The organism is Salinifilum aidingensis (assembly GCF_054782015.1).
This window is the reverse complement of record NZ_BAAGTH010000003.1, coordinates 1-25,428: the sequence shown is the minus strand read 5'-3', so window position 1 is coordinate 25,428 and position 25,428 is coordinate 1. Positions and strand designations below refer to the sequence as shown.

Annotated in this window: 21 protein-coding genes; 11 read left to right on the top strand and 10 right to left on the bottom strand. The window is 73.1% G+C overall.

Annotated features, from left to right (window positions below):
* Nucleotides 1-75 precede the first annotated feature (75 nt).
* The 5 genes from ACYVJE_RS05260 to ACYVJE_RS05240 form a co-directional block, all read right to left on the bottom strand.
* A complete protein-coding gene (locus tag ACYVJE_RS05260) occupies nucleotides 76-1,305 on the bottom strand; it encodes an ROK family transcriptional regulator (RefSeq protein ID WP_459157707.1) in 1,230 nt (409 codons plus the stop codon).
* A gap of 724 nt (nucleotides 1,306-2,029) precedes the next feature.
* Nucleotides 2,030-3,847 carry a phosphoenolpyruvate carboxykinase (GTP) gene (locus tag ACYVJE_RS05255; RefSeq protein ID WP_461143554.1) on the bottom strand — a complete coding sequence of 606 codons (1,818 nt, stop codon included), beginning with the start codon at nucleotides 3,845-3,847 and terminating at the stop codon, nucleotides 2,030-2,032.
* 495 nt (nucleotides 3,848-4,342) lie between these two features.
* On the bottom strand, nucleotides 4,343-5,290 hold the full coding sequence (locus ACYVJE_RS05250) for a DUF6802 family protein (protein ID WP_461143553.1): 948 nt from the start codon (nucleotides 5,288-5,290) through the stop codon (nucleotides 4,343-4,345).
* Between the two features lie 253 nt (nucleotides 5,291-5,543).
* Nucleotides 5,544-7,523 carry a dynamin family protein gene (locus tag ACYVJE_RS05245; protein WP_461143552.1) on the bottom strand — a complete coding sequence of 660 codons (1,980 nt, stop codon included), beginning with the start codon at nucleotides 7,521-7,523 and terminating at the stop codon, nucleotides 5,544-5,546.
* Between the two features lie 115 nt (nucleotides 7,524-7,638).
* On the bottom strand, nucleotides 7,639-8,139 hold the full coding sequence (locus tag ACYVJE_RS05240; RefSeq protein WP_459157703.1) for a MarR family winged helix-turn-helix transcriptional regulator: 501 nt from the start codon (nucleotides 8,137-8,139) through the stop codon (nucleotides 7,639-7,641).
* Nucleotides 8,140-8,192: 53 nt separating this feature from the next.
* On the opposite strand from ACYVJE_RS05240, the gene ACYVJE_RS05235 reads away from it, so the two are divergent.
* Complete coding sequence (locus ACYVJE_RS05235) at nucleotides 8,193-9,575, top strand: chloride channel protein (protein WP_461143551.1); 1,383 nt, start codon at nucleotides 8,193-8,195, stop codon at nucleotides 9,573-9,575.
* A 61-nt stretch (nucleotides 9,576-9,636) separates the two neighbouring features.
* Here ACYVJE_RS05235 and ACYVJE_RS05230 read toward each other — a convergent pair whose 3' ends face one another.
* Entirely contained in the window at nucleotides 9,637-10,062 is a 426-nt protein-coding gene (locus ACYVJE_RS05230; protein ID WP_461143550.1) for a nucleotide exchange factor GrpE, read from the bottom strand.
* Nucleotides 10,063-10,149: 87 nt separating this feature from the next.
* Complete coding sequence (locus tag ACYVJE_RS05225) at nucleotides 10,150-11,709, bottom strand: dynamin family protein (protein WP_461143549.1); 1,560 nt, start codon at nucleotides 11,707-11,709, stop codon at nucleotides 10,150-10,152.
* Between the two features lie 257 nt (nucleotides 11,710-11,966).
* On the opposite strand from ACYVJE_RS05225, the gene ACYVJE_RS05220 reads away from it, so the two are divergent.
* The 5 genes from ACYVJE_RS05220 (at nucleotide 11,967) to ACYVJE_RS05200 (ending at nucleotide 16,717) form a co-directional block, all read left to right on the top strand.
* Nucleotides 11,967-13,184 carry a sensor histidine kinase gene (locus tag ACYVJE_RS05220; protein ID WP_461143548.1) on the top strand — a complete coding sequence of 406 codons (1,218 nt, stop codon included), beginning with the start codon at nucleotides 11,967-11,969 and terminating at the stop codon, nucleotides 13,182-13,184.
* Between the two features lie 100 nt (nucleotides 13,185-13,284).
* The gene (locus ACYVJE_RS05215) at nucleotides 13,285-13,941 is read left to right on the top strand and encodes a response regulator (protein ID WP_459157698.1); all 657 of its coding nucleotides are present in this window, start codon (nucleotides 13,285-13,287) and stop codon (nucleotides 13,939-13,941) included.
* A 37-nt stretch (nucleotides 13,942-13,978) separates the two neighbouring features.
* The gene (locus ACYVJE_RS05210) at nucleotides 13,979-14,761 is read left to right on the top strand and encodes an HAD family hydrolase (protein WP_459157697.1); all 783 of its coding nucleotides are present in this window, start codon (nucleotides 13,979-13,981) and stop codon (nucleotides 14,759-14,761) included.
* Nucleotides 14,762-15,039: 278 nt separating this feature from the next.
* On the top strand, nucleotides 15,040-15,981 hold the full coding sequence (locus ACYVJE_RS05205; protein ID WP_461143547.1) for an ABC transporter ATP-binding protein: 942 nt from the start codon (nucleotides 15,040-15,042) through the stop codon (nucleotides 15,979-15,981).
* Between the two features lies 1 nt (nucleotide 15,982).
* Nucleotides 15,983-16,717, top strand: coding sequence for a hypothetical protein (locus tag ACYVJE_RS05200; RefSeq protein WP_459157695.1), 735 nt, complete (start codon nucleotides 15,983-15,985; stop codon nucleotides 16,715-16,717).
* 436 nt (nucleotides 16,718-17,153) lie between these two features.
* Here the strand turns inward: ACYVJE_RS05200 and ACYVJE_RS05195 are convergent, their stop codons facing one another.
* A complete protein-coding gene (locus ACYVJE_RS05195; protein ID WP_461143546.1) occupies nucleotides 17,154-17,618 on the bottom strand; it encodes a universal stress protein in 465 nt (154 codons plus the stop codon).
* A gap of 235 nt (nucleotides 17,619-17,853) precedes the next feature.
* Between ACYVJE_RS05195 and ACYVJE_RS05190 the strand changes: the two genes are divergently transcribed.
* Both ACYVJE_RS05190 and trmB read left to right on the top strand, forming a co-directional pair.
* Complete coding sequence (locus tag ACYVJE_RS05190; RefSeq protein WP_459157693.1) at nucleotides 17,854-18,444, top strand: hypothetical protein; 591 nt, start codon at nucleotides 17,854-17,856, stop codon at nucleotides 18,442-18,444.
* A gap of 192 nt (nucleotides 18,445-18,636) precedes the next feature.
* On the top strand, nucleotides 18,637-19,281 hold the full coding sequence (gene trmB, locus ACYVJE_RS05185; RefSeq protein ID WP_459157692.1) for a tRNA (guanosine(46)-N7)-methyltransferase TrmB: 645 nt from the start codon (nucleotides 18,637-18,639) through the stop codon (nucleotides 19,279-19,281).
* A 20-nt stretch (nucleotides 19,282-19,301) separates the two neighbouring features.
* Here the strand turns inward: trmB and ACYVJE_RS05180 are convergent, their stop codons facing one another.
* Complete coding sequence (locus ACYVJE_RS05180) at nucleotides 19,302-19,442, bottom strand: hypothetical protein (RefSeq protein WP_459157691.1); 141 nt, start codon at nucleotides 19,440-19,442, stop codon at nucleotides 19,302-19,304.
* A gap of 413 nt (nucleotides 19,443-19,855) precedes the next feature.
* Between ACYVJE_RS05180 and ACYVJE_RS05175 the strand changes: the two genes are divergently transcribed.
* The 3 genes from ACYVJE_RS05175 to ACYVJE_RS05165 all read left to right on the top strand — a co-directional run bounded on the left by ACYVJE_RS05175 (nucleotide 19,856) and on the right by ACYVJE_RS05165 (nucleotide 23,955).
* On the top strand, nucleotides 19,856-21,706 hold the full coding sequence (locus ACYVJE_RS05175) for a sensor histidine kinase (RefSeq protein ID WP_461143545.1): 1,851 nt from the start codon (nucleotides 19,856-19,858) through the stop codon (nucleotides 21,704-21,706).
* Complete coding sequence (locus ACYVJE_RS05170; protein WP_461143544.1) at nucleotides 21,703-22,359, top strand: response regulator; 657 nt, start codon at nucleotides 21,703-21,705, stop codon at nucleotides 22,357-22,359. Before ACYVJE_RS05175 ends, ACYVJE_RS05170 begins: the two co-directional genes overlap by 4 nt.
* Nucleotides 22,360-22,620: 261 nt before the next feature.
* Nucleotides 22,621-23,955 carry an amidohydrolase family protein gene (locus tag ACYVJE_RS05165; RefSeq protein ID WP_461143543.1) on the top strand — a complete coding sequence of 445 codons (1,335 nt, stop codon included), beginning with the start codon at nucleotides 22,621-22,623 and terminating at the stop codon, nucleotides 23,953-23,955.
* Nucleotides 23,956-24,008: 53 nt separating this feature from the next.
* Here ACYVJE_RS05165 and ACYVJE_RS05160 read toward each other — a convergent pair whose 3' ends face one another.
* The gene (locus tag ACYVJE_RS05160; protein WP_461143542.1) at nucleotides 24,009-24,692 is read right to left on the bottom strand and encodes an SDR family oxidoreductase; all 684 of its coding nucleotides are present in this window, start codon (nucleotides 24,690-24,692) and stop codon (nucleotides 24,009-24,011) included.
* Between the last annotated feature and the right edge of the window lie 736 nt (nucleotides 24,693-25,428).

Genomic DNA, 25,428 nt, shown 5'->3' with positions numbered 1-25,428 from the left:
GGGGCGTGCGTTTCCGAGAAATGCACGCCCCGCGGGTGGGGACGGGCGGTGGGAGGCAGCGTGCCGGTGCGGGGGTCACTCCTCGCGGTGCCGGTCCGCCGAGGTCCCGAGCAGCGCGGCGACCTGCGGGGAGTAGGCGTGGTCGAGCACGAGGGCGGCCGCGCCGATCGTGCCCGCGTCGGAACCGGTGGCGGCTGTCTCGACGGTGACCGGGCGGATGTCGGCTGCCCAGGCCACCTCGGCGATCGCCTCCGAGACCTCGTCGCGGACGAGGCCCTCGACCTGGCAGACCCCCGGCCCCCCGAGCACCACCCGGTCCACGTCGAGGACGCTGACCACGGAGGCGAGCGTGCGGCCGAGCCGGTTGGACGCGCGGCGCAGCACGCGGACCGCGGTGCTGTCGCCCGCGGCGGCAGTGCGGCACAGCTGCGCGTAGCCGGTGCTGACGCTGCTGCTCTTCGGATTGCCGCCCGCGGCGCGCCAGTCGGCGAGGATCGCGGGCATGGAGCAGTAGGCGTCGAGGCAGCCGCGCTTGCCGCAGCGGCACCGGCGCCGCCCGCCGTGCGGCACGTGCCCGATCTCGCCGGCGTTGCTGCTGGCGCCGCGGTGCACCTGGTCGTCGAGCACGATGCCGACGCCGACGTTGCCGCCGAGGTAGGCGTAGACGAACGAGCCGCTGCGCACGCCGTTGCCGGACCAGCGCTCCCCGGTCGCGGCGGCGGTGGCGTCGTTGTCCATCACCACCGGCACGGCGGCGCGCTCCTGCACCGTGTCGGCCAGGGCGACTTCGTCCCACCCGTCGAGTCCGGGCGGGGACAGCACGTGCCGCTGGCCGGGGTCGAGCGGGCCGGGCACGGCCAGGCCGAGTCCGAGCACGCGTTCGGCGCCGTCGGTGAGGTAGCGGTAGGTGTGCTCGAGCGCGGTGACCACGGTGCTGGGCCGCGCGTGCGGGGACGTGCGGCGGTGGCTGCGCGCGCGCACGGTGCCGGTGAGGTCGACGAGCGCGCCGTGCACCCGGTCGCCTTCGACGTGCAGCCCGACCGCGTAGGAGGCCTCGGGCACGATGCTCAGCAGCACGCGGCGCTTTCCCCCGGTCGAGGGACCGTTGCCGGTTTCGCGGACGAGGCCGTCGTCGATGAGTTCGCGGACGATGTTCGACATGGTCTGCGGGGTGAGCTGGGTGGCTCGGGCGAGTTCGACGCGGCTGACCTCGCCGTTGCGGCGGATGGCGTCGAGAACCACCGCGCGGTTGAAGTCGCCGACCCGCGGCAGGTTCGTGCCGTGCAAGGACTCTGCGCGCCCCATCGTGGCTCCCTTGTGTCCGTGGCATGCGGGTTGTGTGCTCGCAGACGCGTGGGCCGGTCGACCGGTGGAGCGCTTCATCGAATGGACGAAGCTCACAGGAGTGTGATGCAGATCTCCGCAGCGGCGCAAGCGTTGATCGGGGATCGCTCGCGGCGGCGCTGCGGACGCGGATCCGGGTGTCCACTTTCACTCTACAGTGGACTGGGGGTGACGTGGGTGAACGCGCAGAGCGGGCGCGGAGGACCGGGTTGGGGCGCGCGGTGCGCGGGTACCCCGCGGGCGCGGCGGTGTTCCGCCGCCGGTCCGCGAACCGTGGAGGTGCGCCGTGGAAGACATCGCCTTATGCGTGCTCGTCGCCGTCGCGGTCGTCGCCCTGTTCATGGCGTTGCGCAGCGACGAGGATCCCCGGCCCCGGCGCAGGCGGCTCCCGGGGCCCGGGGCCCGGAGGAACCCGCGCAGGACGCACCGGCGCGTCCGCCGCCCGGGTGTCGGGGGAGCCTGAGCGCGGGAACCGGTCGTCGTCCCCGCGGGGGCCGCGCGGCTCGCGCCGGCCGAACACGACCGGCCGGACGCGGGGCCGGCGGAGCACGAGCCGCGGACTCCCCGCGCGTCCGACGCACGCGCGGGGAGTCCACGGCTGCTCGAGCGGGCTCCGGAGCTCCTCGCGGGACCCGGACCGCGGTCCCCGGTCAGGACTCCCGCGGGGGAGCAGGGCCTCAGCCGGTCAGGAGTTCAGGCGCTGCTTGAGGGCCTCCAGCTCGTCGCGCATCGACGTCGGCAGCGCGTCGCCGATCGTGTCGAACCACTCCTCCACGAGCGGGATTTCGGCCTGCCACTCGGAACGGTCCACGTGCAGCGAGGTTTCCACGTCCTCGCGGGTGCAGTCCAGACCGGACAGGTCCAGTTCCTCGGCGGAGGGGACCCGGCCGACCGGGGTTTCCGAGGCGGCGGCCTTGCCCTCGATCCGGTCGACGATCCACTTGAGCACCCGGCAGTTCTCGCCGAAGCCCGGCCACACGATCTTCTTGCCGGACTCGTCGCGGCGGAACCAGTTCACGTAGAAGATGCTGGGCAGCTTGGTCGAGTCCGCGCTCTTGCCGACGTCGACCCAGTGCTGGAAGTAGTCGCCGACGTTGTAGCCGATGAACGGGAGCATGGCCATCGGGTCGCGGCGCACCTCGCCGACCTTGCCCGCCGCGGCGGCGGTCTTCTCGGAGGAGAGCGTCGCACCCATGAACACGCCGTGCTGCCAGTCGAACGCCTCGTTCACCAGCGGGACGGTGGTCTTGCGGCGGCCGCCGAACAGGATCGCCGACAGCGGCACGCCCTGCGGGTCGTCCCACTCCGGCGCCAGGATCGGGCACTGGCTCATCGGCGTGCAGTAGCGGGAGTTCGGGTGCGCGGCGGGCTCGTCCGAGTCGGGAGTCCAGTCGCGGCCCTTCCAGTCGGTGCAGTGCTCCGGCTGGTTCTCCATCTCCTCCCACCAGACGTCCCCGTCATCGGTGAGCGCGACGTTGGTGAAGATGGAGTTGCCCTTCTCGATGGTGCGCATCGCGTTCGGGTTCGTCTTCCAGTTCGTCCCCGGTGCGACGCCGAAGAACCCGGCTTCCGGGTTCACCGCGTACAGCCGCCCGTCGGAACCGAACCGCAGCCAGGCGATGTCGTCGCCCAGCGTTTCGACGCGCCAGCCCGGAATCGTCGGCTCGAGCATCGCCAGGTTCGTCTTCCCGCACGCCGAGGGGAAGGCGGCGGCGACGTAGTGCACCTTGTTCTCGGGCGAGATGAGCTTGAGGATGAGCATGTGCTCGGCCAGCCATCCCTCGTCGCGGGCCATCGCCGAGGCGATCCGCAGCGAGTAGCACTTCTTGCCGAGCAGCGCGTTGCCGCCGTAGCCCGAACCGAAGCTCCAGATCATGCGCTCTTCGGGGAAGTGCGTGATGTACTTCGTGTCGTTGCAGGGCCACTGCACGTCCTGCTGGCCGGGTTCGAGCGGAGCGCCGACCGAGTGCAGCGCGGGGACGAACTCGCCGTCGCTGCCGAGCCGGTCCAGCACCTTCCGGCCCATGCGGGTCATGATGTGCATGGACACCACGACGTACTCGGAATCCGTGATTTCCACGCCGATTCGCGGCTCGTCCGCGTGCAGCGGTCCCATGCAGAATGGGATGACGTACATCGTGCGGCCACGCATGGAGCCCCGGTAGAGCTCGGTCATGATGGCCTTCATCTCAGCGGGGTCCATCCAGTTGTTGGTGACCCCCGCGTCCTTTTTCTCCCGCGAGCAAATGAACGTGCGTTCTTCGACCCGGGCGACGTCGCTCGGGGCTGAGGCGGCGTAGAACGAATTCGGCTTGTTCTCCACCCGGGTGAAAGTTCCCGCCTCGACCAGACGATCAGTCAGTCGCTGCCATTCATCGGGCGATCCGTCGCACCAGACGACCTGCTCGGGCGTGGTCAGCTCGGCTACGTCGCGTACCCAGGCCAGCAGGTCCTCGTGCTGTGTCGGTGCCTGGTCGAGTCCCGGAATGGTCACTGCGGTCATCGCGTCTTGTCTCCTGACTGGGCGCCACAGCCCGGAATCATGTCGACGGCGTGCCGTCGACGCTTTCTCAGGGAATGCTTCGCCCGCCGGCGTTGCCGGACGAAGCGGGAAGGGATGCACCGAGGTTAACGGGGCAGCGGTGGCAATACGCAGATCAGCCGTGTTCGTTCGATCACAGGAACGATAAGGGGATCGATTCAGTTCCCGGGGCGGACCGGAAATCCGGGCGACCGCACGAGGGTGCGGCGGAGAATTTCCGGCGAAGCGCCGGTGAACCCGCGACCGGGGTCACCGGCGGTGTTCGCCCGTTCGGCGGTCGCGGGAGCGCGGCCCCGCTTCACCCGCGCGGGTGGCTCAGGCAGCACGGGTGGGTGACGTGTGGAACTTTTCTCGAGAAACGTCCGGAAACCGGCGCGGGCGCGCACCTCCGCCGCGGGGGCTGTTCCGGGGCGCGGGGGCTGGCGAGCGCGCCGGCTCCGGGGCAGCGGACCTGCGTCAGCGGGGAGGGGCCCCGGGCTGCGCACCGCGCACGTCGGGGCCGCCGCCGGGGGTGTCGCGGTTCTCGCCGGTCGCGCCGCCGGGGGTCTCGTGGCTTTCGCCGGTCACGGCCCCGCTGGCGCGGCCGCGCTCACCGGCCGCCGGGTCCTGCCCGGGTGCCGAGTCCTGACCGGTCCTCGGGTCCTGCCCGGCGCTCTGCTCCTGGGCCGGTGGCGTTTCCCGGGCCGCCCTCCGCTCCTCGGCGGGCTCCGGTTCCGCGGCGGGTGTCGATTCCTGCCCGGCCGTCGGCTCCTGGGCGGGACCGCCGCCACCGCCGGCCTCGGCGCCCGGCGGTGGGCCGAGGTCCCAGGCGGCGTCGTCGGTGAGCTCCGCCCCCTCGGAGGCGAAGCGCCCCTGCTCGTCGAGGCGACCGCGGTCGACCACGGTCCACTCCCCCGAACCGGTGTGGTGGGAGACGGTGACCGCGCCGTCGGAGGTGATGCGCACGAGCTGGTCGGCGCGGCCGTCGCCGTCCACGTCGGTGGCCAGCATCGTTCCGCTCTCCGTGGCCACGATGCTCGTGTCCGGCCGGCCGTCGTGGTTGGTGTCCTCGGTGGGCGGGCCGATCTCGTGCGGTCCGTCCGGTGCGTGCAGCACCATCGACTCCCCGGCCGGGCGCGGATCGCCGGTGTTCTGCTCGGGCGCTTCGGCCACCCACGTGCCCGCGGTGGCGTCGAAGCGCGCCTGGCCGGTGACCACGCCGTCGGTGTCGACGTGCCGCATCACGTCCGCGCGGCCGTCGGCGTCGGAGTCGACGTAGGCGACGAAGCCGTCGTCGGTCATGATCGTGACGGCCTCGTCGATCCCGTCGCCGTCCAGGTCGCGGTTGGCTTCGGCCGTGTACTCGGCGCCGTCGACGGGGATCGTGATGTCGCCGTCGCCCGGGCCCTGGTCCTCCAGGTACAACCTCGGTACCCCCTCGTGCCGTCGTGTCGCCGTGGTGCTCGTGCCGGGCCGCTGCGCGCGGGGGCCGGCGGTGCGCACCGGCAGTGCCGCTCGCGGCGGCGGACCCCGCACCGGGGAACACGCCCTGGGCACCCGCGGTGCCCCGCCCTGCGGTGTTCCAGGCCCTCGCGGTGTTCCAGTGACGCAGTGTTCCAGTTCTGACGAGCCCGCGGGAGCGCCGGTTCCGCGGGGCCGACGCCCGCGTCCGGTGGGGTCACGCACCGGGTGCGTCCGCGCCGCCCCGCACCGGTGCGGCGCTGCCCGCCGGGGCGTCCTGCCCGCCGTCCGGCGCAGCACCGCCCTGCCCGCCGTCCGGCGCCGGGGTGCCCGCGCGCAGCGCCGCCGCCTCGTGCCCGTCGCGCAGGTTGCGGATGCCGGCCAGCAGGTGCTCCGCCTTCTCCCGACCGGAACGCGCCTGGTCCACGCGCTGCTTGATCTCCCGCGCCTGCCGGCCGCGTTCGGCCGCGTCCATCCGCAGCGCCCGGTCGACCTCGCGCAGCTCCTCGTCGATCGCCTCGATGCGCCGGGTGAGCACGTCGTCCAGGGCCAGCAGCAGCTGTTGCTCGGCCTCGATGAGCTGTTCGGCCACAAGCTGGTCCAGGGCGGAGCGGGCGTCGGTGATGGCTTCGGTGAGCCACTGCTTGAGGTGCTGCTTGTCCGCCGCGTGCCGCCGCGTGCGCGCCATCCACCACCCGGCGCCGAGCCCCAGCGCGATCGACACGGGCAGCACGACCGGGGTCAGCGTCCCGGCGCCGAGCCCCAGCCACGGCAGGGCCACCGCCACGCGGCCGAGCCCCAGCCCGCTCGAGATGCCCATGACCACCAGCAGCTTGTCCTCGGCGGTCGGCGGTCGCTTGTCCGGGGTGCGCAGGGTGACCGGCGGGTGCGCGCCGCGGGCGAACTGGGAGCGGATGACGTCGAGCTCCTCGGCGGAGAACAGCTCGACCAGCGACCTCTCCGCCACCCCCGCCAGCCTGCCGGACAGCAGCGAGGCGGTGCGCGAGGCGACGAGCTGCAGCGCGGAGTCGGCCTGCGCGGGCAGTTCGGCCAGCTCGGCGCGGTCGGCGGCGTCGATGGCGCGGCGGAACCGGGTCTGCACCTGGCGCACCTGGTTGGCCACCTCGTGCCCGATCTCCGCGCGGGCGCGCTGGATCTCCCCGCGCAGCCGCACCTGCCAGCCGCGCGTGGAGGAGCGGCGCGCTGCCTGCAGCTCGTCGCGCCGGCTGCGCAGCGATTCGGCCTCGTGCTCGCCGCAGGTCAGCGCGCGGTGCTCGGCTTCCCAGCGGCCGATCAGCTCGCCGAGGACCGTGGACAGCGCGCGCAGCGTGTTCGCCTCGCCGAGCATGGCCGAGCGGTCGGTGATCGCCGCGCGCACCGCGGTGCTCAGTTCGCCGATGCCGGACTTGCCGCGCAGCAGCTCGCGCGCGTGCTCGTGCGGTGCGGCTTCGGCCTGGTGCAGCATCCGCGCGGACACCGGGTGGATCGGCGCGTGGGCGAACCGCGGTGCGTGCTCGGCCAGCAGCCGCCGGTTCTCCTCCCGGATCTCCCGCCAGCCCCGGTGCCGGTCGGTCTTCGTCAGCGCGAAGAGCACGGTTTCCACGCGCGCGGCGACGGTGTTGAGGAATTCCAGCTCACCGCACGTGATCGGGGCGGAGGCGTCCGAGACGAACAGCAGCGCCGTGGCGGATCCGGCGGCTTCCAGCGCCAGCTCGCCGTGCTCGGCCCGCAGGCCGCCGACGCCGGGGGTGTCCACCACGGTGATCTCGTCCAGCGCGGGCAGCGGGGCGCGCACGCGGACCCGGCGCGGCGGGACGTGCCCCGCGGTGTCCGGGGCGACGACGGTCCAGTCGGCCAGGGCGTCGAAGTCCACGGGCACGGGCTCCTGCCCGGGGTAGCAGGCGTGGGCCTGCCACTGCTCGCCGCGCTCGAACCACAGGTGCGTGGCCGTGGCCCCGCCCGCGTCCGCGCTCGACAGGCCGTCGTGCCCGAGGAGGGCGTTGACCAGCGAGCTCTTGCCCCGGTTGGTCTCGCCGACGACGACCACGGTGGGTTTGTCCGGTCGCGCCCGGCGGATGTCGTCGACCCACGCGGCGACGTCCGGGGCGGTGTCGCGCAGCAGCGTGAACAGCCGGTCGCGGGTCTGCCGGACCTGCTGCGGCAGCGCGGCCGTGAAGGCCACGTCCGGAGAGGTCATGCGTGCACCCCCTGGTCGGTGTCCGCGCGCATTCTCCAGCAGTGCGGTGCGGTCGGTGCACCGTCGGGGTTACCGCCGGGTCACCACTGGGCGCCGGGGGCGGCTGCCCCGGCGCTCACCGCCAGCGGGTCCAGCCGGCGTCGTAGGGGGAGACCCGCGTGGGCGGTTCGCCGCCGGCTTCGCTGAACGCCTGCAGCGCCCGCACGAGCCCTTGGCGCTGCTCGTGCGGGATGCGCTCCACGATCGCCTCGATCTCGCTGCGCCGGTAGTCGGTGACCTGCTCGACGAGGTCGTGGCCGCTGCGGGTCAGCGCGATGGTGACTTCCCGGCGCGATTCGGGGTTGCTCTGCCGCTGCACCCAGCCGGCGTTGACGAGCCGGTCGACGGTGCGCGTGGCCGTCGAGGGGTTCACCCCGAGCAGCTCGGCGAGGGCGACGAGCTTCAGCGGCCCCCGGGAGTCCAGCGCCACCAGCAGCCGGAACTGCGGGAGCGTGATGCTCCCGGCGACGGCGGCGACGGACTTCGCCGACACGCCCACCAGGAGCCGGGAGGCGGTCAGCACGGCCTCGGTGATCGCGTCCACCTCGTCACTGCCGGGGGACTCCGCGGTGCTCATGTCGCCATTGTCACATTGACTTGCAGTGAGCAAGTGTTGCATCATGCAAATCGATGGATCGCGCACAGGTCCTAGCAACGGCCCGCCGATCGCTCACCACCCAGCTGCGGGAGCGCGGCGGCGGCCTGCTCGTCCTGTCCCTGCTCATCGGCCTCGGCGCCGGCCTCGGCGCCGTCGTGTTCCGCTGGCTCGTCGTCACCGCCACCCGGTTCTTCACCGGCCGGGACGAGTACACGACGGCCCCCGGCGCGGCGCACGCCTGGCTCCCCGCGCTCGGTCCGTGGTTCCTGCTGCTGGCCCCCGTCGTGGCCGGGCTGCTGTACGGACCGCTCGTCGCCTGGCTCGCCCCCGAGGCCAAGGGGCACGGCGTCCCCGAGGTGATGTACGCCGTCTCCGAGCGCGGCGGGCACATCACCCCGCAGGTCAGCCTCGTCAAAGCCCTCGCCTCGGCCCTGTGCATCGGCTCCGGCGGATCCGTCGGCCGCGAAGGCCCGATCGTGCAGATCGCCTCCGCGCTCGGCTCCACGCTCGGCCGCATCACCCGGCTCGACGACCGGCGGATGCGGGTGCTCGTGGCCTGCGGCGCGGCGGGCGGCATCTCCGCGACCTTCAACGCCCCGCTGGCCGGGGTGTTCTTCGCGATGGAGCTCATCCTGCGCGCCTTCACCGTCGACGCGTTCGTCGCCGTGGTGATCGCCAGCGTCTCCGCCGACGTCGTCGGCCGGGCCGTGTTCGGCAACGAGGCCTTCCTGACGCTGCCCGCGTTCCACCCGGACAACCCGAGCCAGTTCGCGCTGTTCGCCGCGCTGGGCCTGGTCGTCGGCGCGGTCGGCGTGCTGTTCTGCAAGGTCCTGTACCGCGTCGAGAACTTCTGCGACCGGATCTGGCCCGGCCCCGAGTGGCTGCGGCCCGCCGTCGGCGGGCTCGTGCTCGGCCTGGTGCTGCTCGTGCTGCCGCAGATGTACGGCGTCGGTTACCCCGTGCTCGGCCACGCCGTCGCCGGCGACTACGCGTTCGGCTTCCTGCTCGTCCTGCTCGCCGGCAAGATGCTGGCCACCAGCCTGACCATGGGCATCGGCGGCTCCGGCGGGGTGTTCGCGCCCTCGCTGTTCGTCGGCGCCACCGCGGGCAGCGCGTTCGGCGTCCTCGCGCAGGAGGTGCTGCCCGGCGTCACCGGCTCCCCCGGGCTGTACGGGCTGCTCGGCATGGGCGCGGCCTTCGCCGGCGCGACGCGCGCACCGATGACCGCGGTGATCACGCTGTTCGAGCTGACCGGGCAGTACTCGATCATCCTGCCGCTGATGTTCGCGGTCGCCCTGGCCACGGCGATCAGCCGCGCGCTCAGCCGCGACACGATCTACACCGAGAAGCTCAGCCGCCGCGGCATCGACCTGGACGCCCCGCCCACGCTGATCGCCGCCCACCGGAGGGCGTGAGCTCTGCGGGCCCGTTCCCCGACGTCGCGGCGGGGGAGGTCGGGGAACGGGCCCCGAGCGGTCAGGGCCGGAAGCGGTACACCGTCACCGCCGGTGCGCGCAGCACCTGCGCGCGGTCGGTGAAGCCGGGGACCTCGGTGCCCGCGATCACCCCGTCGAGCGCGGGATCGGCGGTGTCGACCGTGCCGACCGCCTCGTGCTGCGCGGGATCGAACCACGCGCCGTCCGGCCGCAGCGCCACCACGCCGACCTCAGCCAACCCCAGGGTCAGCCGCTCGACCACACCGGCCGAGCGGGCCCGGTCCACCGCGTACAGGCACAGCTCGATCAACCGGGCGCGCTCCTGCACCGCCGAGTCCCACCCGGCCGGTTCCCACCCGGCCGGTTCCCACCCGGCCGGTTCCCGCGGCTGTTCGGCACCGCAGCCCGGCGCGGCGAACGGCAGCACCACCCGGTCCGTGGAGGCATCGCTGGTCGTGGCGGTCATCTCGGTGCCCCTTCCGGTGTCGACGTGCCGATCCCGCCCCTCGGACGTGGCGGGCACCGCCGCGGTTCCCGCGGGCCCGCACCCGCCTCAGGCCCGACCCGACAGCCGCCGCCACAGCAGGAAGTACGCCCGGTGCACCACGTGCGCGACCCGCGACTGCGCCGGCGTCGCCCCGAACGTGGCGAACGAGCGCCACCACTTCGCGCGCTCCAGCGCTGCCGCGGCCACCTCCGGCCGACCCGCCCCGGGCAGTCCCACCCGCTCGGCGTCCGTGGTCGCGCCGCCCAGCCGCAGCACCTCGTCGACGAGGTCCTCCGGGAACTGCACCCCGCCCGAGGACACCAGCGTCAGCGCCTCCAGCACCCGCAGCTGGTGCGCCTCCGGGCGGGCCAGCAGCGCCTCCAGCGCGTCGTGCGCGGCCCGCCACTCCTCCGGATCACCCGACTCGTGCACCAGCGAGGTCAGCGAAGCCAGCGCGGCAGCCGCCTTCAACCCGTCCGCGCGCTCGCGGAACACCGCCGCCACCCGAGCGCGCAGCTCCGCCAGCCCCGAGGCGGTGCCGAGGGCGCGCCGCAGGTCCCCGGCGCTCGCCTCGGAGCAGCGGTCCAGCTCCTGCAGCGCGCACCGGATGCCGTGGAGGTCCAGCCGCTCCACCAGCCGCGTGCGCGCGCTCACCGGAACCGCGCACTCCCACTCGGTGAACAGGTCCGCCGACAGCAGCATCGTCTCGCGCGTGTCCCGGTCCAACCGGGCCAGCTGCCGCAGCGCGTCCGCATCGGCGGCGGTGAACCCGCCGGTCTCGGTGGTCTCCGCGAGCAGCCCCAGCACCGGCAGCACGTCCGCCACCCGCGGGCGCAGCACGCGCGCCTGGCCCTCGGCGAGGATCGACGCGGCCCGCCACACGTCGCCGTCCGCGCCCGCGACCGACTCCGGCTCCACCGCGTCCGCCTTGTTCAGCACGGCCACCGCGTTCACCGGACCGGCGTCCCGGCTGGCCGTGGCGGCGCTGAACGCGGCCAGCGCCTGCTCGTCGTCGGCGCGCACCGCCTGGGTCACCACGTACAGCACGGCCTCCGCCCCGGCCACCGCGCCCCGCGAGACCGGGTCCAGCTCCTCGTCCTCGCCCGCCCCCGGCGGCCGCTCCGCGCCCAGCAGCCGCTCCGCGCGGGTCCTCGCGGTCTCGTTCAACGAGCCCAGCCCCGGGGTGTCGATCACCGTGAGGTCGCGCAGCACCGCGTTGGTCAGGTACGCCTCGACGTGCGACACGCGCTCCAGGTCCACCCCCAGGTCGGCGGGCAGCCCGCCGTCCGGCGCGCAGGGCACCGCCTGCCGCGAGCCGTCGTGGCCGACGACCTCGATGCGGTCGACCGTGCCGTACTGGAACCGCGTGACCAGCCTGGTGCACTCGCCCACGTCCGTCGGCGCCACGCGGCGGCCGATCAGCGCGTTGACCAGCGTCGACTTGCCCGACTTCACCCGGCCCACCACGGCCAGCTGCAGCGGTGCCGACAGGCGCTGCAGCACGCGGTCGATGCCCGCGGCGGTGCCCTCGGACACCTGCTCGCGCAGGTCGCCGCAGAGACGGGCCACGGACTCCGACAGCGGGCCGGGCGCCGCCGGGTCCCCGGGCTGCGTGCGCGAACTCACCGCTGTCCTCTCCGCTCGACCGCGTTCCCGCTCGACCGCGTCCTGGTCCACCGGGGCGCGGCGCCCGGCGGCGGGCCCCGCCGACGACCGCGCCGCGCCACCGCTCCGACGAGCACCCATCCTGCCACGGAGGGCACCACGAGCAGCGCGCACAGTGTTCCCCTCGTCCGGAGGGCTCCCTACGACCTGAGGGGGACGGGCGGTCTCGCGCCGCGGGACGACGCAGCGCAACGGACCGGACGCCTAACCTCGAAGCCGTGCGCCGACTCAGCCTCTGGTTCCGTTCCCACCCGCTGGCCGGTGACGTGCTGCTGGCCGCGTCCGTGGCGCTGTTCGCGCTGTTCGTGTGGCGCCTGTACGCGCCGAGCGACGCCGAGTCGCTCGCCCAGCCGGTGAACTGGCTGCTGTGCTCCCTGCCGCTCGTCGTCCGGCGGTGGTACCCGCTGCCGGCCGCCTACCTGGTGCTGGCGGGAGGGGTGGTCATCTCCTGGATGCACGCCCCCGTGTACGTCGCCGAGCTGAGCACGGCGATCATGCTCTACACGCTCGTGGTGGAGGTGGGCCGGCGGCAGGCGGCGCTGTACGCGGCGTGCCTGGCGGGCATGTCCGCGGTGCGGCCGCTCATCGCGGACTCACCGCTCGGGGTGCTGCCGTTCTTCCTGCTCCTCTCCGGGCTGATCATCGGCACCGCCTGGTCCCTCGGCGAGTTCGTGGGCGCCCGCCGCAGTTACCACGCGGCCGTGGAGCAGCGCGTGCGCAGCCTCGAGTTCGAACGCGACCAGCGGGCGCGGATCGCGGTGGCCGAGGAGCGCAACCGCATCGCCCGCGAGATCCACGACGTGCTCGCGCACTCGGTCAGCGTCATGATCAGCCAGGCCGACGGTGCCACCTACGCCCTGCGCGGTGACCCGAAGGTGGCCGAGCAGGCGCTGCAGTCGATCGGCGACACCGGGCGGAGCTCGCTGAGCGAGCTGCGCAACCTGCTGCGCGTGCTGCGCAACCCCGAGGACGACGCGCAGGCCCCGCGCCCGGACAGCGGCGGGCTGCGCGACCTCGTCGACGGGGTGCGGCGCCTCGGCCTGCGCGTGCAGCTCGACCTGGAGGGCGACTTCGACGAGCTGCCCGCCGGGGTCGTGCTGAGCGTGTACCGCATCGTGCAGGAGTCCCTGACCAACACGCTCAAGCACGGCGGGCAGGCCACCGCGGCCGTCGTCACCGCCCGCAACGACGGCCGGCACGTGGTGCTGGAGGTCACCGACGACGGCGCGCCCGGTGCCGACCCGATCGCCGGGGTCGAGCGGACCGAGCAGGGCTCGGGGCACGGCGTGCTGGGCATGCGCGAGCGGGCCGCGCTCTACGGCGGCGACCTCGAGGCCGGACCCCGTCCGGAGGGCGGCTGGCGGGTGCGCGCCCGACTGCCCCTGCGCTCGGAGAACGCCTGGGACCCGGAGTCGGGAGCCCTGGGGAACACCTGAGCCCCGGGAAGCCGGGCCGCTCCGCCGGAGTGGGGAACGCCACCCGGGCGCAGTGCGCGGGGACCCGCCGCGGCCGCGGCGAGGTCCTATCCTGGGAGGTGTGCTCCGCGTGCTCCTCGTCGACGACCAGCAGCTCATGCGCATGGGTTGGCGCATGGTGCTCGAGGCGCAGGAGGACATGAGCATCGCCGGTGAAGCAGCCGACGGGACCGAGGCGGTCTCCCTGGCCGCCGAGCACCGGCCCGACGTGGTGCTCATGGACGTGCGCATGCCCGGTGTCGACGGGGTCGAGGCCACCCGCCGGATCCTCCGCGAGGACACCGCGCGGGTGCTGGTCATGACGACCTTCGACTTCGACGAGTACGTCCTGTCCGCCCTGCGCGCCGGAGCCAGCGGGTTCCTGCTCAAGGACGTGCCGCCGGAAGGGCTCGTCTCCGCGGTGCGGTCGGTCGCGCAGGGCGATGCGGCCGTGTCGCCGAGCGTCACCCGGCGGCTGCTGGACCGTTTCCTCGGTGCCGACCACGCCCCGTCCCGCGATCCCGAGGTGCTGCGGGCGCTGACCGAGCGCGAGCGGGAGGTGCTCCGCCTGGTCGCCACCGGCCTGACCAACACCGAGATCGCCGAGGCGCTGGTCGTGTCCGAGGCCACGGTGAAGACCCACGTCGGTCGCGTGCTGTCCAAGCTGGAACTGCGGGACCGCGTGCAAGCCGTGGTCCTCGCGTACGAAACCGGCCTGGTGCGACCAGGGGCGGCGTGAGCGCCGCCGAAGCATCCCGACGACGAAGGTGGCTGATGTGTCCGCTCCGCAACTAGTCGCGCTCGACATCGACGGCACCGTGCTCGACCCGGAGACGCAGCGCGTGTCCGCTCCGGTGCGCGAGGCGGTCCGGCGCGTCGTCGCGGCGGGCAGCCACCTCGTCGTCGCCACGGGCCGCAGCTTCCTCGGCACCGTGCCGATCCTCGACGAGCTGGACCTCGACGGCGGTGTCGCGCTGTGCTCGAACGGTGCGATCACCGTGGACGTGGCCACGCGGGAGGTGCTCTCCGTCGAGACCTTCGACCCCTCCGCCGCGCTGCCGGAGCTCACCCGGCGCCTGCCGGGAGCCCGCTACGCCGCCGAGCAGATCGGTTCGGAGAGCCTCGTCACCGAACCGTTCCGCACCGACGAGCTGCACGGGCACCAGCGTGCGGCCACTGTGGAGGAAATCGGGCAGCGGCCGGTACCGCGGCTGATCGCCTACTGGACGGGGCACAGCCCCGAGCAGGCCCGCGCGGCGCTGAGCGGAGCCCGGCTGCCGTGCACCGTCACCATCGACCACGAGTCGGCGTGGGTGACGCTCGTGCCCGAGGGCATCACCAAGGGCAGTGCGCTGGAGAAGCTGCGGGTCGAGCTGGGCATCGACGGCGAGGCGACGTTCGCCGCGGGGGACGGCGACAACGACATCCAGATGCTGCAGTGGGCCGCGCACGGCGTCGCCATGGGGCAGGCTCCCGCGGAGGTGCGGGTCGCGGCGAACGAGGTCGCCGGGCCGGTCGCCGCCGACGGGCTGGTCGACGTCCTCGCCCGCTGGTTCTGAGGGATTCCGTTCTGGGCGTCCCCGTTCTGGGGCCGGAAGGCGCGGGGCGCGTGCCGGCGCGGTGACGTGCGCCGGGAGCCCGCCCCCGGGGAGGTCTCCGGGGCGTCTACGACCTGGGGAGGACGCGGATTCCCGTCCGCAGGCCGATGTCCGCGGAGCGGTGCGTTCGGCATCGTGGGTCCCGATGGCGGTGGCGCGCCGCGGAGGCGGGACCATCGGCGGAACTCGACTCGGGCAGCGCGAGTGACGACGGCCCAGCGAGAAACGGAGAGCAGACCATGATCGAGGCTAACGGCCTCACGAAGCGCTACGGCGACAAGACCGTGGTGCGCGACCTGAGCTTCACCGTGCGGCCGGGCAGAGTGACCGGATTCCTCGGACCGAACGGTGCGGGCAAGTCCACCACGATGCGCATGATCCTCGGGCTCGACCGGCCCACCGCCGGTGACGTGCGCGTGGACGGTGAGCACTACCGGGACCTGAAGCATCCACTGCGGACGATCGGCGCCCTGCTCGACGCGAAGTGGGTGCACCCCAACCGCTCCGCGCGCACCCACCTGCGCTGGCTGGCGCGCAGCAACAGGATCCCGAACAGCCGCGTGGAGACCGTGCTGGAGCAGGTGGGGCTGTCCGAGGTGGCCGATCGCCGCGCCGGCGGGTTCTCCCTCGGCATGTCGCAGCGGCTCGGCATCGCGGGCGCGCTGCTCGGCGACCCGGGGATCCTCATGTTCGACGAGCCGGTCAACGGCCTCGACCCCGAGGGCATCCACTGGATCCGCCGGTTCATGCAGGGCCTGGCCGCCGAGGGGCGCACCGTGCTGGTGTCCAGCCACCTGCTGTCCGAGATGGCGCAGACGGCCGAGGAGCTCGTCGTCATCGGACGCGGCGAACTGCTCGCCCAGTGCCCCACGGAGGAGTTCGTGAACCAGGCGGGTGCGCAGGGCGTCGTCGTGCGCTCGCCCCAGGTGGACCGGCTCGCCGCGGCGCTGCGGAGCGCGGGGATCGCCGCGCAGTCCACCGGGGACAGCGCCCTGGAAGTGCGCGGGGCCAGCACCGACCAAGTGGGGGAGATCGCCGCGCAGCAGGGCTGCGTCGTGCACGAGCTGGCCACGCGGAGCGGATCGCTCGAGGACGCCTTCATGCGCATGACCAGCGAAGCGGTGGAGTACTCCAGCACCGAGGAACCGACCGGCGCGAGCGCGCTCAGCGGGGTGAAGTGACATGACGTTGTTGGCCGTGGAACGCACGAAGCTGTTCTCCACGCGCTCGCCGTGGTGGTGCGCGGTGGTCGCGCTCGCGCTCACCATCGGGTTCGCCGCGCTGCTGGCGGGCTATGCGCGCGGCCCCGTGCCGCTGCAGATGAGCCTCGCCGGTTACCAGCTCGGGATGATGGTCGTCATGGTGCTGGCGGCGCTGGCGGTGACCACCGAGTACCGCTTCGGCACGATCCGCGCCACGTTCCTCGCCGTTCCCGACCGCGTGTCCCCCCTGGTGGCGAAGACCGGCGTGGTCGCCGCGACCGCGTTCGTGATCGGTGAGCTGGCGGCGTTCGGGTCGCTCGGCGTCACCGCCCTGCTCGCGTCCGAATCGGACCTGGCGCTCAGCGGGGTCGGGGAGTGGCGGCAGGTGGCCGGTGTCGGGCTCGTGTACGCCTTCGCCGCCGTGCTCTCCGTGGGTGTCGGCGTGCTGCTGCGCCAGTCGGCCGGTGCCGTGACGCTGCTGCTGCTGTGGCCGTTGCTCGTCGAGTCGCTGGTGATGATGATCCCGCGCATCGGATCGGACCTGTACTCCTGGATGCCGTTCCACGTCGTCGACACGTTCCTCGGATCGGTGCACAGCGGGGGCATGGGCAGCGACGTGCCGTTCGGGCCGTGGGGAGCACTGGCCTACTTCGCCGGTTTCGCGGTGCTCGTGCTGCTCATCGGGCTCGGAGTGGTCCGCCGTCGCGATGCGTGAGCGACGCGAACCTTCCATGATCAACTGATCGAATGTCCTGGCGGGAGGGGTGATGACGAAACGTTACCCATCCCGGCCGAGAGGCTTGTCACGTTGGCCGATAGGATCAGCGCAGAGATCGCGCCAGTGATCTGCCCGTCCACAGTGGTGGGCCCGGAAGCACCGGGGTGAGCCCGGAGCGCCGGCTGGCGCGAAGAAGAACGACCGACTGCACCAGCGCTCGGGGGCGCCGGCGGTCGGACGGGGGAGGACCCGGGCTGTCATTCGGGGGACGGCCCGGGTCCACATTTTTCCGGGGGTGCCGGGCTTTCGAGGTGCCGGGCTTTTCGAGATGTCGGGCGGCGGCGGTGCTCGGTGGCTCAGGTGCTCCCCGCCGCCGCGGCGGGTGCGGGGAACCGGAGCCGGTTCAGGAGCTGCTGGGTCAAAAGCTGTTGTTTCAAAAGCTGGGGCGGGCGATGAGCACGGGGCAAGCGGCGTGCCGCACGCACTGCTCGGCGACCGAACCGAGCAGCAGGCCGGCGAACCCGCCGCGGCCGCGGTGCCCCACCACCAGCAGGTCCGCGTTGCGCGAGGCAGCCAGCAGTGCCTGCGGTGCCGGGGAGTGCACCACGTGGGTTCGCACCGCTGCCTCGGGCACTCCGATCGTCCCGCTGATGATGCGCTCGGTGTCCGCGCGCACCGTCTGCTCGAACTGCTCCATGCTCGGCATGACCTGGGCGGGCACGTCCGCCGGCCGCGGAGCGGTGCGGATGCTCCACGCGCGCAGCACGTGCAGCGCGGCCCCGCGCAGGCGCGCCTCCTCGGCGCCGAGCTCCAGCGCCCGCGCCGCGGAGGCCGACGTGTCCAGTCCGACGACCACACCGCCGTCGATGTGCACCCGTTCCACGGTTTGTTCCGCCATCCGTCCACTGCACCCGGGGCGAGCGGTGTTGTCGAGCGGAAACCCCCGGAGCCGCGACGTCGTTGCGAATCTGTGATTTTGGACACACGCATTTTCGCCGTGCCATGCTCGACTAACCTGGGGATGGGCGACAGCGCGCTCGCCCCAACAACTCCAGCGGCGGGACAACTTCAGCAACGGATCGAGCGCTGCCGCCGGGCACGCGCTCCGCGCCAACAGCAGACGGGGTGGACCGATGACGCGTTCGCGGGAATGGTCGAGAGCTCACGAGCGGCAGTTCGACGAGCACGAACGCCGCACGAGCACGACGGTCCAACTGGAACCGGTGCCCGAGCTGGAGTGGTCGCTGGCGACCGAGGAGCACCCCACCGCGCCCGCCGACTCCCGGCCGGGACCTGCGGCCGTGCGTCGCGGATGGATCCACACCGCCCCGGAGGCGCGCGTGCTCGCGCTCTACCGCGAACTCCGCGACCGCGAATCCGCCGAATCCCCCCTGCCCGCGCCCTGGTGGCTGCGCGCGCTGGACCGGGGCGCGCTCGGTTCCCGCCACGAGGGGTTCGCCTTCGAGGACGAGGTGCACGCGGTGCTGGGGCGGCGCGACGGCTGGGTGTTCGTTCCCTGGACGACCTCCGGCGACACCGGCTACTGGGAGTACGCCCCGTCCGACAGGGAGCCGCGGAAGGCGCCGACCACCGTGCTGTGCACCGACGAGCACCCCGGGTGGCTGAACGTGCTGCCGGCCCACGGTGATGTGGAGCCGCCGGCCGTCCCGCTGGACGGCATCAGCGGGTTGCTCTCGGCGGTCACCCGGATCGAGTCCTGGTGAGCCCGTCGCGCCGGGGTGGCGCGCCGAGGTGGCGGTCGGGGAGCTCGGCGCGTGCGCGGTCTGCCGGGCCGGCCTCCGGCGCGGCCGCCGCCGCGCCGGGCGCGTTTGTCATACTGGCTCCTTGTGAGTTCCTCCGACCAGCGAATTCGTCCTGCCCGATCGATCGTCAGCTACGTCCACCGCGGTGGGCGGATGACCACGGGCCAGCAACGAGCTTGGGACCAGCACTGGTCCGAGTGGGGGACGGAGATCACCGCCCTGCCCGAGGGGCCGGTGGACTTCGAGACCTGGTTCGGCCGGTCGGCACCCCTCGTGCTGGAGATCGGCTCGGGGATGGGGGAGACCACCGCGCAGCTCGTGGAGAACCGCCCCGACGTCAACTACGTGGCCGTCGAGGTCTACAAACCCGGTCTCGCCCAGCTGCTCTCCCGCGCGGTGAACGCGGGCCTGACCAACCTGCGGCTCCTGCGGGGTGACGCGCTGGAGCTGCTGCGGCACCACGTGCCGGAGGACTCGCTGAGCGAGGTGCTGATCTACTTCCCCGACCCGTGGCCGAAGAAGCGGCACCACAAGCGGCGGCTCGTGCAAGGGCCTGCGATGGCGCTGATCGCCTCGCGCATCGCGCCCGGGGGCGTGGTCCACCTCGCCACCGACTGGGAGAACTACGCCGAGCAGATGCGCGAGGTCTGCGATGCCGAACCGCTGCTGCGCAACCGCTACGCGCACGAGTCGGAGGGGTGGGCGCCCCGGCCGGAGTGGCGCCCGGTGACGAAGTTCGAGACGCGTGCTCAGGAGGAGGGGCGCGTCGTGCACGACCTCATCTACGAGCGCCGCTGAGAGCCGTCCGGCGTCGGCGCTCAGTCCTCGCGGCAGCGCGCGGGAGCGCGCCGGGCGGCCAACCACTCGCCCACGTCTGGGAGCGCGGCGCTGGCCGCCATGGCCACGAGGATGACCAGAGCGACCACGGTGCCGATCGCGGACAGGACCTGTACGAACATCGCGGTCTCCTTCAGCGCGCGTGCCCTGCCGGCCGCCGGGGCCGCCTCGTGCGGCTTCCGCGTGCCCGCTCCTGCGCGCTCCCGCGTCGCCGCTGCTCCCCGGTCTCCGGTGGTGCTCCCAGCGTCGCGCTCGGGGAGCTGTTGACGAATCGGCCGAACGGTCACAGGCGCTTGTCCGAAAGGACGGGACAGCGGGGCCGTTCCCCGGGCGCTGCTCCGGATGTGGGAACGGCCGCCCGGGTACCGGGCCTGCCGGGGACCGGCTGCTCCGCGGGGAGCGGGGGAGCGCACCGCGGGGAGGTGGGAGCGGTCTGCCGGACTCGTCCGAGCGGCCGGTGACGATGGCCGACTGGCCGGTGACGATGGCCGATCGGACGGGGTGGGAACCGCCCGGCTCCACTACCGTCGGTGCCGTGTTCAGGCATCCGCGTTCCGGGGCCCCCGCACCGCGGGGTTCTGCCCCGGGGGAGTCCGCACCGCCGGAGGGGAGCGCACCGAACGAGGCGGCCGCGCCGCGCAGCGGCCGCGGGAGGACCCCCGCGGTTCCCTCCGCCCGGCCGGGCCTCGGCTGGCTGGTGGCGCTGCTGCGCGAGCAGTGGATCTTCGCCGCGCTGCTCGGGCTGACCTGGTGCGGGGACGTGCTCCTGCTGGCGAGCGGCGGCGGTGCGCAACTGGTGATCGTTCCGGAGCTGACCGCCCTGGCGGTGCTGGCCCTGCTCGCCCGGCGCGCACCCGTGACGTGCGGGCTGGCGGGCGCGGTCGTGCTGGGCGGCGCGACGCTGCTCGTGCGCGCCGGCCTCCTCCCCGAGCCGGAGGCGTTCGGCCCGCTGCCGGTGCTGCTGGGGACCCGCCCGACGGAGAACCTCGCCGGGCTGCTGCTCGTGCTCGCGCTCTACCGCGGTGCCCCGCTGTCCCGCGCCCTGCCGGTGACCGCCGCGCTGGTGCTCGCCGCGCTCGGGGCGGTGGGCCTGCGCGGTGCGACCGGCTTCGGCATCGACCCGCTGTGGCTGGGGTTCCTCCAGCTCATCCTCGCCGCAGGCACCGGGTTGTACCTGCGCAGCGCGTTCAGCGGGCAGAGCGCCTTCGCCGTGCTGCTGCGGCAGCAGTGGCCCGTCATCGCCGCGCTGTGCATCCTGCTGTTCTTGCAGGTGGCGAGCGTGGAGGCCGGACCGTACACCGTCCTGACCCAACTGCTGGGCTGCGCGGTCATGGGGCTGTTCGCCGTGCTCGCCCCGACGCGCCCGATCGAGGCCTCCGTGCTCGCCGCGGCCGCGCTCGTGACGATGGTCGTGCTGCTGCGGCTGCTGGGCGAGCCGGCCACCGGTCTGCTCGGCCCGGTTCCGGCCACCGCGGTCGGTGCCGGAATGGTGCTGGTGGCCATCACCGTGCGCACCGTCGAACGGGCCCTGGCGGCACGAGTCGTCGCCGGCCTCGTCCTCGTGGCCCTGCTCGCCCTGTTCGGCCTCCCGGGGCGGTCGAACTACCTCGACCCGCGCGTGGCCGCGACCCCGCTGTTCCTCGGGGGCTTGCTGCTGGTGACCGCCATCGGCACCGGCATGTACTTCCGCTCGCGCGACGCGGACCGCGCCCGCTCGGTGGAGGCGGCGATCTCGCTCGCGCAGCAGAACGAGCGCATGGCGCTGGCGCGCGAACTGCACGACATCGTGGCCCACCACGTCACGGGGATCGTCGTGCAGGCCCAGGCCGCGCGCATGGTCGCCGAGCGCGATGCCGCGGCGGCCGGCCAGGCGCTCGACCGGATCGCCGACAGCGGCACCGAAGCGCTCACGGCGATGCGGCGGATCGTCGCGGGCATGCGCGAGGAGGGTGCCGGGGAGAGCGCGAGCACCGATCTCGACTCCGACGTGCGCGCGCTCGTCGACAGCACGCTGGGGCCGCAGGTGCGGCCACGCGTCTCGCTGGGCACGGAACTGGGGGAAACGGTGCCCCAGGAGGTCGCGCGTTCGGCCCTGCGCGTGGTCCAGGAGGCGTTGACGAACGCGGAGAAGCACGCGGCGGACGTCACGCACATCGATGTGCACCTGCGCACTGACGGCAACGACCTGCGCATCCGCGTGCGCGACGACGGCGCGGGGCAGCGGCGCCAACCGGCGGGTGGTTCGGGCGGCTACGGTCTGGTCGGGATGCGTGAACGCGTCGAGCTGCTCGGGGGCACGTTCGAGGCCGGTCCGGCCGAGGACGCCGGCTGGCGCGTCGACGCGGTGATGCCGTTGGCCGAGAAGGACGGGAACCGGGGTTCATGACCCGAGTGCTGATCGCGGATGACCAGGAGATGGTGCGCGCGGGCTTCCGCATGATCCTCGATTCCCAGGAGGACGTCGAAGTCGTCGGGGACGTGGGCGACGGGGTCGACGCCGTGCGCCTGGCCCGGGAGCTCCGCCCGGACGTGTGCCTGATGGACATCCGGATGCCCGGGATGGACGGGCTGGAGGCCACCAGGCAGCTCGCGGGCTCCGACGTCTCCGACCCGCTCAAGGTCGTGGTGGTCACGACCTTCGACCTCGACGAGTACGTCGAGCAGGCGCTCCGCAACGGAGCCAGCGGCTTCCTGCTCAAGGACGCCGGACCGGCCCTGCTGATCGAGGCGGTGCACGCGGCCGAGCGGGGTGACGCGCTGGTGTCCCCGCAGATCACCGTCCGGCTGCTGAAGCACTTCTCCGGCAAGCCGGAGCGGAGGACGCACGCGCCCCCGCCGTCCGAGGAGCTCACGGAGCGGGAACTGGACGTCGTCCGCGCCACGGCGCGGGGTCTGACCAACAGCGAGATCGGCCAAGAGCTGTACATGTCGCTGTCCACCGTGAAAACGCACCTCGCGGCGGCGCAGGGCAAGGTCGGTGCCCGCAACCGGGTGGAGACCGCGGCCTGGGCGTGGCGCCGCGGCCTCGTCGAGGAGTGACCGGCCGCTCCGGTCGCGCGGTTCTGGCCTTCCGGAGGAGGGGGATCAGCCGGAAAGCCGAGGTGCGAGTCCCGCGCAGACGACGATGCTGGAGGTATGCGACTGGGAACTCGTGATGGTGCGTACCTGGCAGTGATCCTGGGGCTGGCCGTGGCGGCAGGACTGGTGATGATGACGACGTTGTCCACGTTCCTCCCGTAGGCCGTGTTCGTCGCGCCAGCTCTCCGGGACCGGTTCGATCGATGCGGCACAATTGCTCCCATGTCGACCACACCTCTGCGTCTGCACGCTCCGCTGGTTCTGCCGTGCGACCAGGCCTGTTCGGTGATCCGGGATGCGGTTGTGGACGTCGATCAGGACGGGCGCGTCGCGTACTGCGGGCCGCGTACCGCGGCACCGGAGCGTTCGCGGGACGCCGCCGTCCAGGACTGCGACGGCATCCTGCTTCCGGGGTTGATCAACGCGCACGCCCACAGCCCGATGACGCTGCTGCGCGGCATGGGCGGAGACCTCCCGCTGCTGCGGTGGCTGCAGGAGGTCATCTGGCCGGCCGAGGCTCGCCTGCGCCCCGCCGACGTGCGCATCGGCATGGAACTCGGGTGCGTGGAAATGCTGCGCGCAGGAGTGACCACGAGCGCCGAGATGTACTTCGCCGGGGAGTCCGTGGTCGAGGGAGCGCTCGCGATCGGATCGCGCGTCGTGCTCGCCGGAGCGGTCATCGACCTGCCCGACCTCAGCGGTACCGGCGGCTGGAGCGGCATGCTCGAGCGGATCGACCGGTGGATCGACGCGGACGGACTCCGGTTCGGGCCGGGGCAGCGCATCGAGCTCGCCTACGGCCCGCACTCCGCGTACATGCTGCCGATGGAGGCCCTCGAAACGATCGGGGAAGCAGCGCAGCAGCGCAACGCGCTCGTGCACACGCACGTGGCGGAGACGGCGGACGAGGACGCGCAGCAGCGCGCCGAGTTCGGCTCGGTGCCCGCGCTGCTGGACAAGCTCGGCGTGCTCAACGGCCGGGTGCTCGCGGCGCACGGCGTGCACCTCTCAGCGGAGGACCGGGCGCTGCTCGCGCGCCGGGGCACCGGTGTCGCGCACTGCCCCGGGTCGAACGCGAAACTCGCCTCGGGGACTGCTTCGCTGGTGGAGCTGCTCGGCGCCGGTGTGCCCGTGGGCCTGGGCACCGACGGGCCGTCGAGCAACGACGACCTCGACCTGTGGGAGGAGATCCGCCTGGCCGGGCTGCTCTCGCGGACGGTGACGGGCGGTGCCACGGCGCTGAGCGCGAAGCAGGCGCTGCTCGCCGCGACGCGGGGCGGAGCGGAGGCGCTGCAGCGCGAGGACCTCGGGACGCTCGAACCGGGCCGCTGGGCGGATCTGGTGCACCTCGACGTGGACACGCCGGCGTTCGCCACCGGCCTGGACGCGCCGGACGAACAGGTGGTGGCGAACGTCGTGTGGGCAGCGGGCTCGCGGTGCGTCCGGGACGTGTGGGTCGCGGGTGAGCAGGTGCTGCACGACCAGGAACCGACCCGGGCGGACCGCCGCCACGTGCAGGCGGCGGCGCGCACGTCGGCGCAGTACATCCGCGGCTGAGCGGCCGCGCGCCGTCACCACCGGCAGCGCGGCCTGCCGTCGGCACCGGGTGCTCAGGCGGGGCGGAGCACGACCTCGGTCAGGTGCGTGTCCTCGTCCGCGTGCACGGACGAGACGATCGACCGGGCCACGGAGTCGGGCCGCAGGTAGCCCTCCGGCTCGAAGGTCCCGCCTTCCTGGCGGCGCACCTCGCGCTGCATGTCGGTCGCGACGCGCCCGGGGAAGATCGACGTGACCTTCACGCCGTGCTGCGACTCCTCCGCGCGCAGCGAGTCGGCGAAACCGCGGAGCGCGAACTTGCTCGCGGCGTAGGCGCCCCAGCCGGGTTTGGCGGACAGGCCCGCGCCCGAGTTGACGAGCACCACGTGCCCGCGCGCGGCGCGCAGCGCGGGCAGGAGCTGCCGGGTGAGCTCGGTGACGGCGAACAGGTTCACGCGGAAGGTGCGTTGCCACGTCTCCGCGGGGGTTTCCTCGATCGTGCCGAGGTCGGCGACTCCGGCGCTGTGCACGAGCGCGTCGAGGCGGTCGAACCGTTCGGCGGCCGCGGCGACGGCCGAGTGGTCGGTGAGCTCGACGGGCCACGCGGTGGTTCCGGGGATCTCCCGGGCGAGCTGCTCCAGCGTGGCGCTGTCACGACCTCCGAGAAGTACGTCGTGCGTTTCGGAGAGGGCACGCGCGGTCGCCGCGCCGATACCGCGGGATGCGCCCGTGACCAGGGCAAGCGGACGTTCGGTCATGGGGGGACGGTATCGCCGCGGGGGTGTTCCGGTGCGCGGACGGGGGATGCGTGTCGGCCGGGACGGTGCCGATCCCGGCGAGCGGGTGCGAGGCGGCGGCTCCTGCCGGGGCTCGCGGTGATCGCGCTCGCGCGGGCGGGACGCGAGCGGGAACGCGTGCGTCCTCGCTCGGGGCCCCGCGTTGGCGGCATCCGTTGCGGACCTGTTCGGATCGCGGAGGGACGCGGACGCGTCGCCGCGGTGACGCCCGCCTGAACGGCGGTGGGCGTCCACACGACAGGGTGTATTCGGATTGACCTGGGATTTCATTTTTCCGGGGGGTGGGTGTCGGTGGGGGTGCGGCGGTCGTGTAAATTGTTTCGTGCCGGCGACGGAGCGGGCCGATTCCCTGTGCGGCGTTTGGGTTTCCGGGTGGAAGCTCGGGCGTGCTGGGGTGTGGTCGGTGAGTTGTCCGGTGGGTTGTTTGAACAATGCGAGTGGAAATCGGTGGTGCCGTCTGGTGCCGCGGTGGTGGCCTCGTGGTGGGGTGCTGCTGGTGGTGCTGGGTGCGGGCGACCCCCCGGGTGTGGGGGGTGGTTGGCGGGTGCTAGGGTTTTTGCTCGGGAGATGCCGCCGGTTCGGTGGTGTGTTCTTTGAGAACTCGACAGCGGATGCTTGTTGAATGACGCGTGTGCGTGGTTCTTGTTTTTTGTTTGCTGGGATTTGTTGTTGGAGAGTTTGATCCTGGCTCAGGACG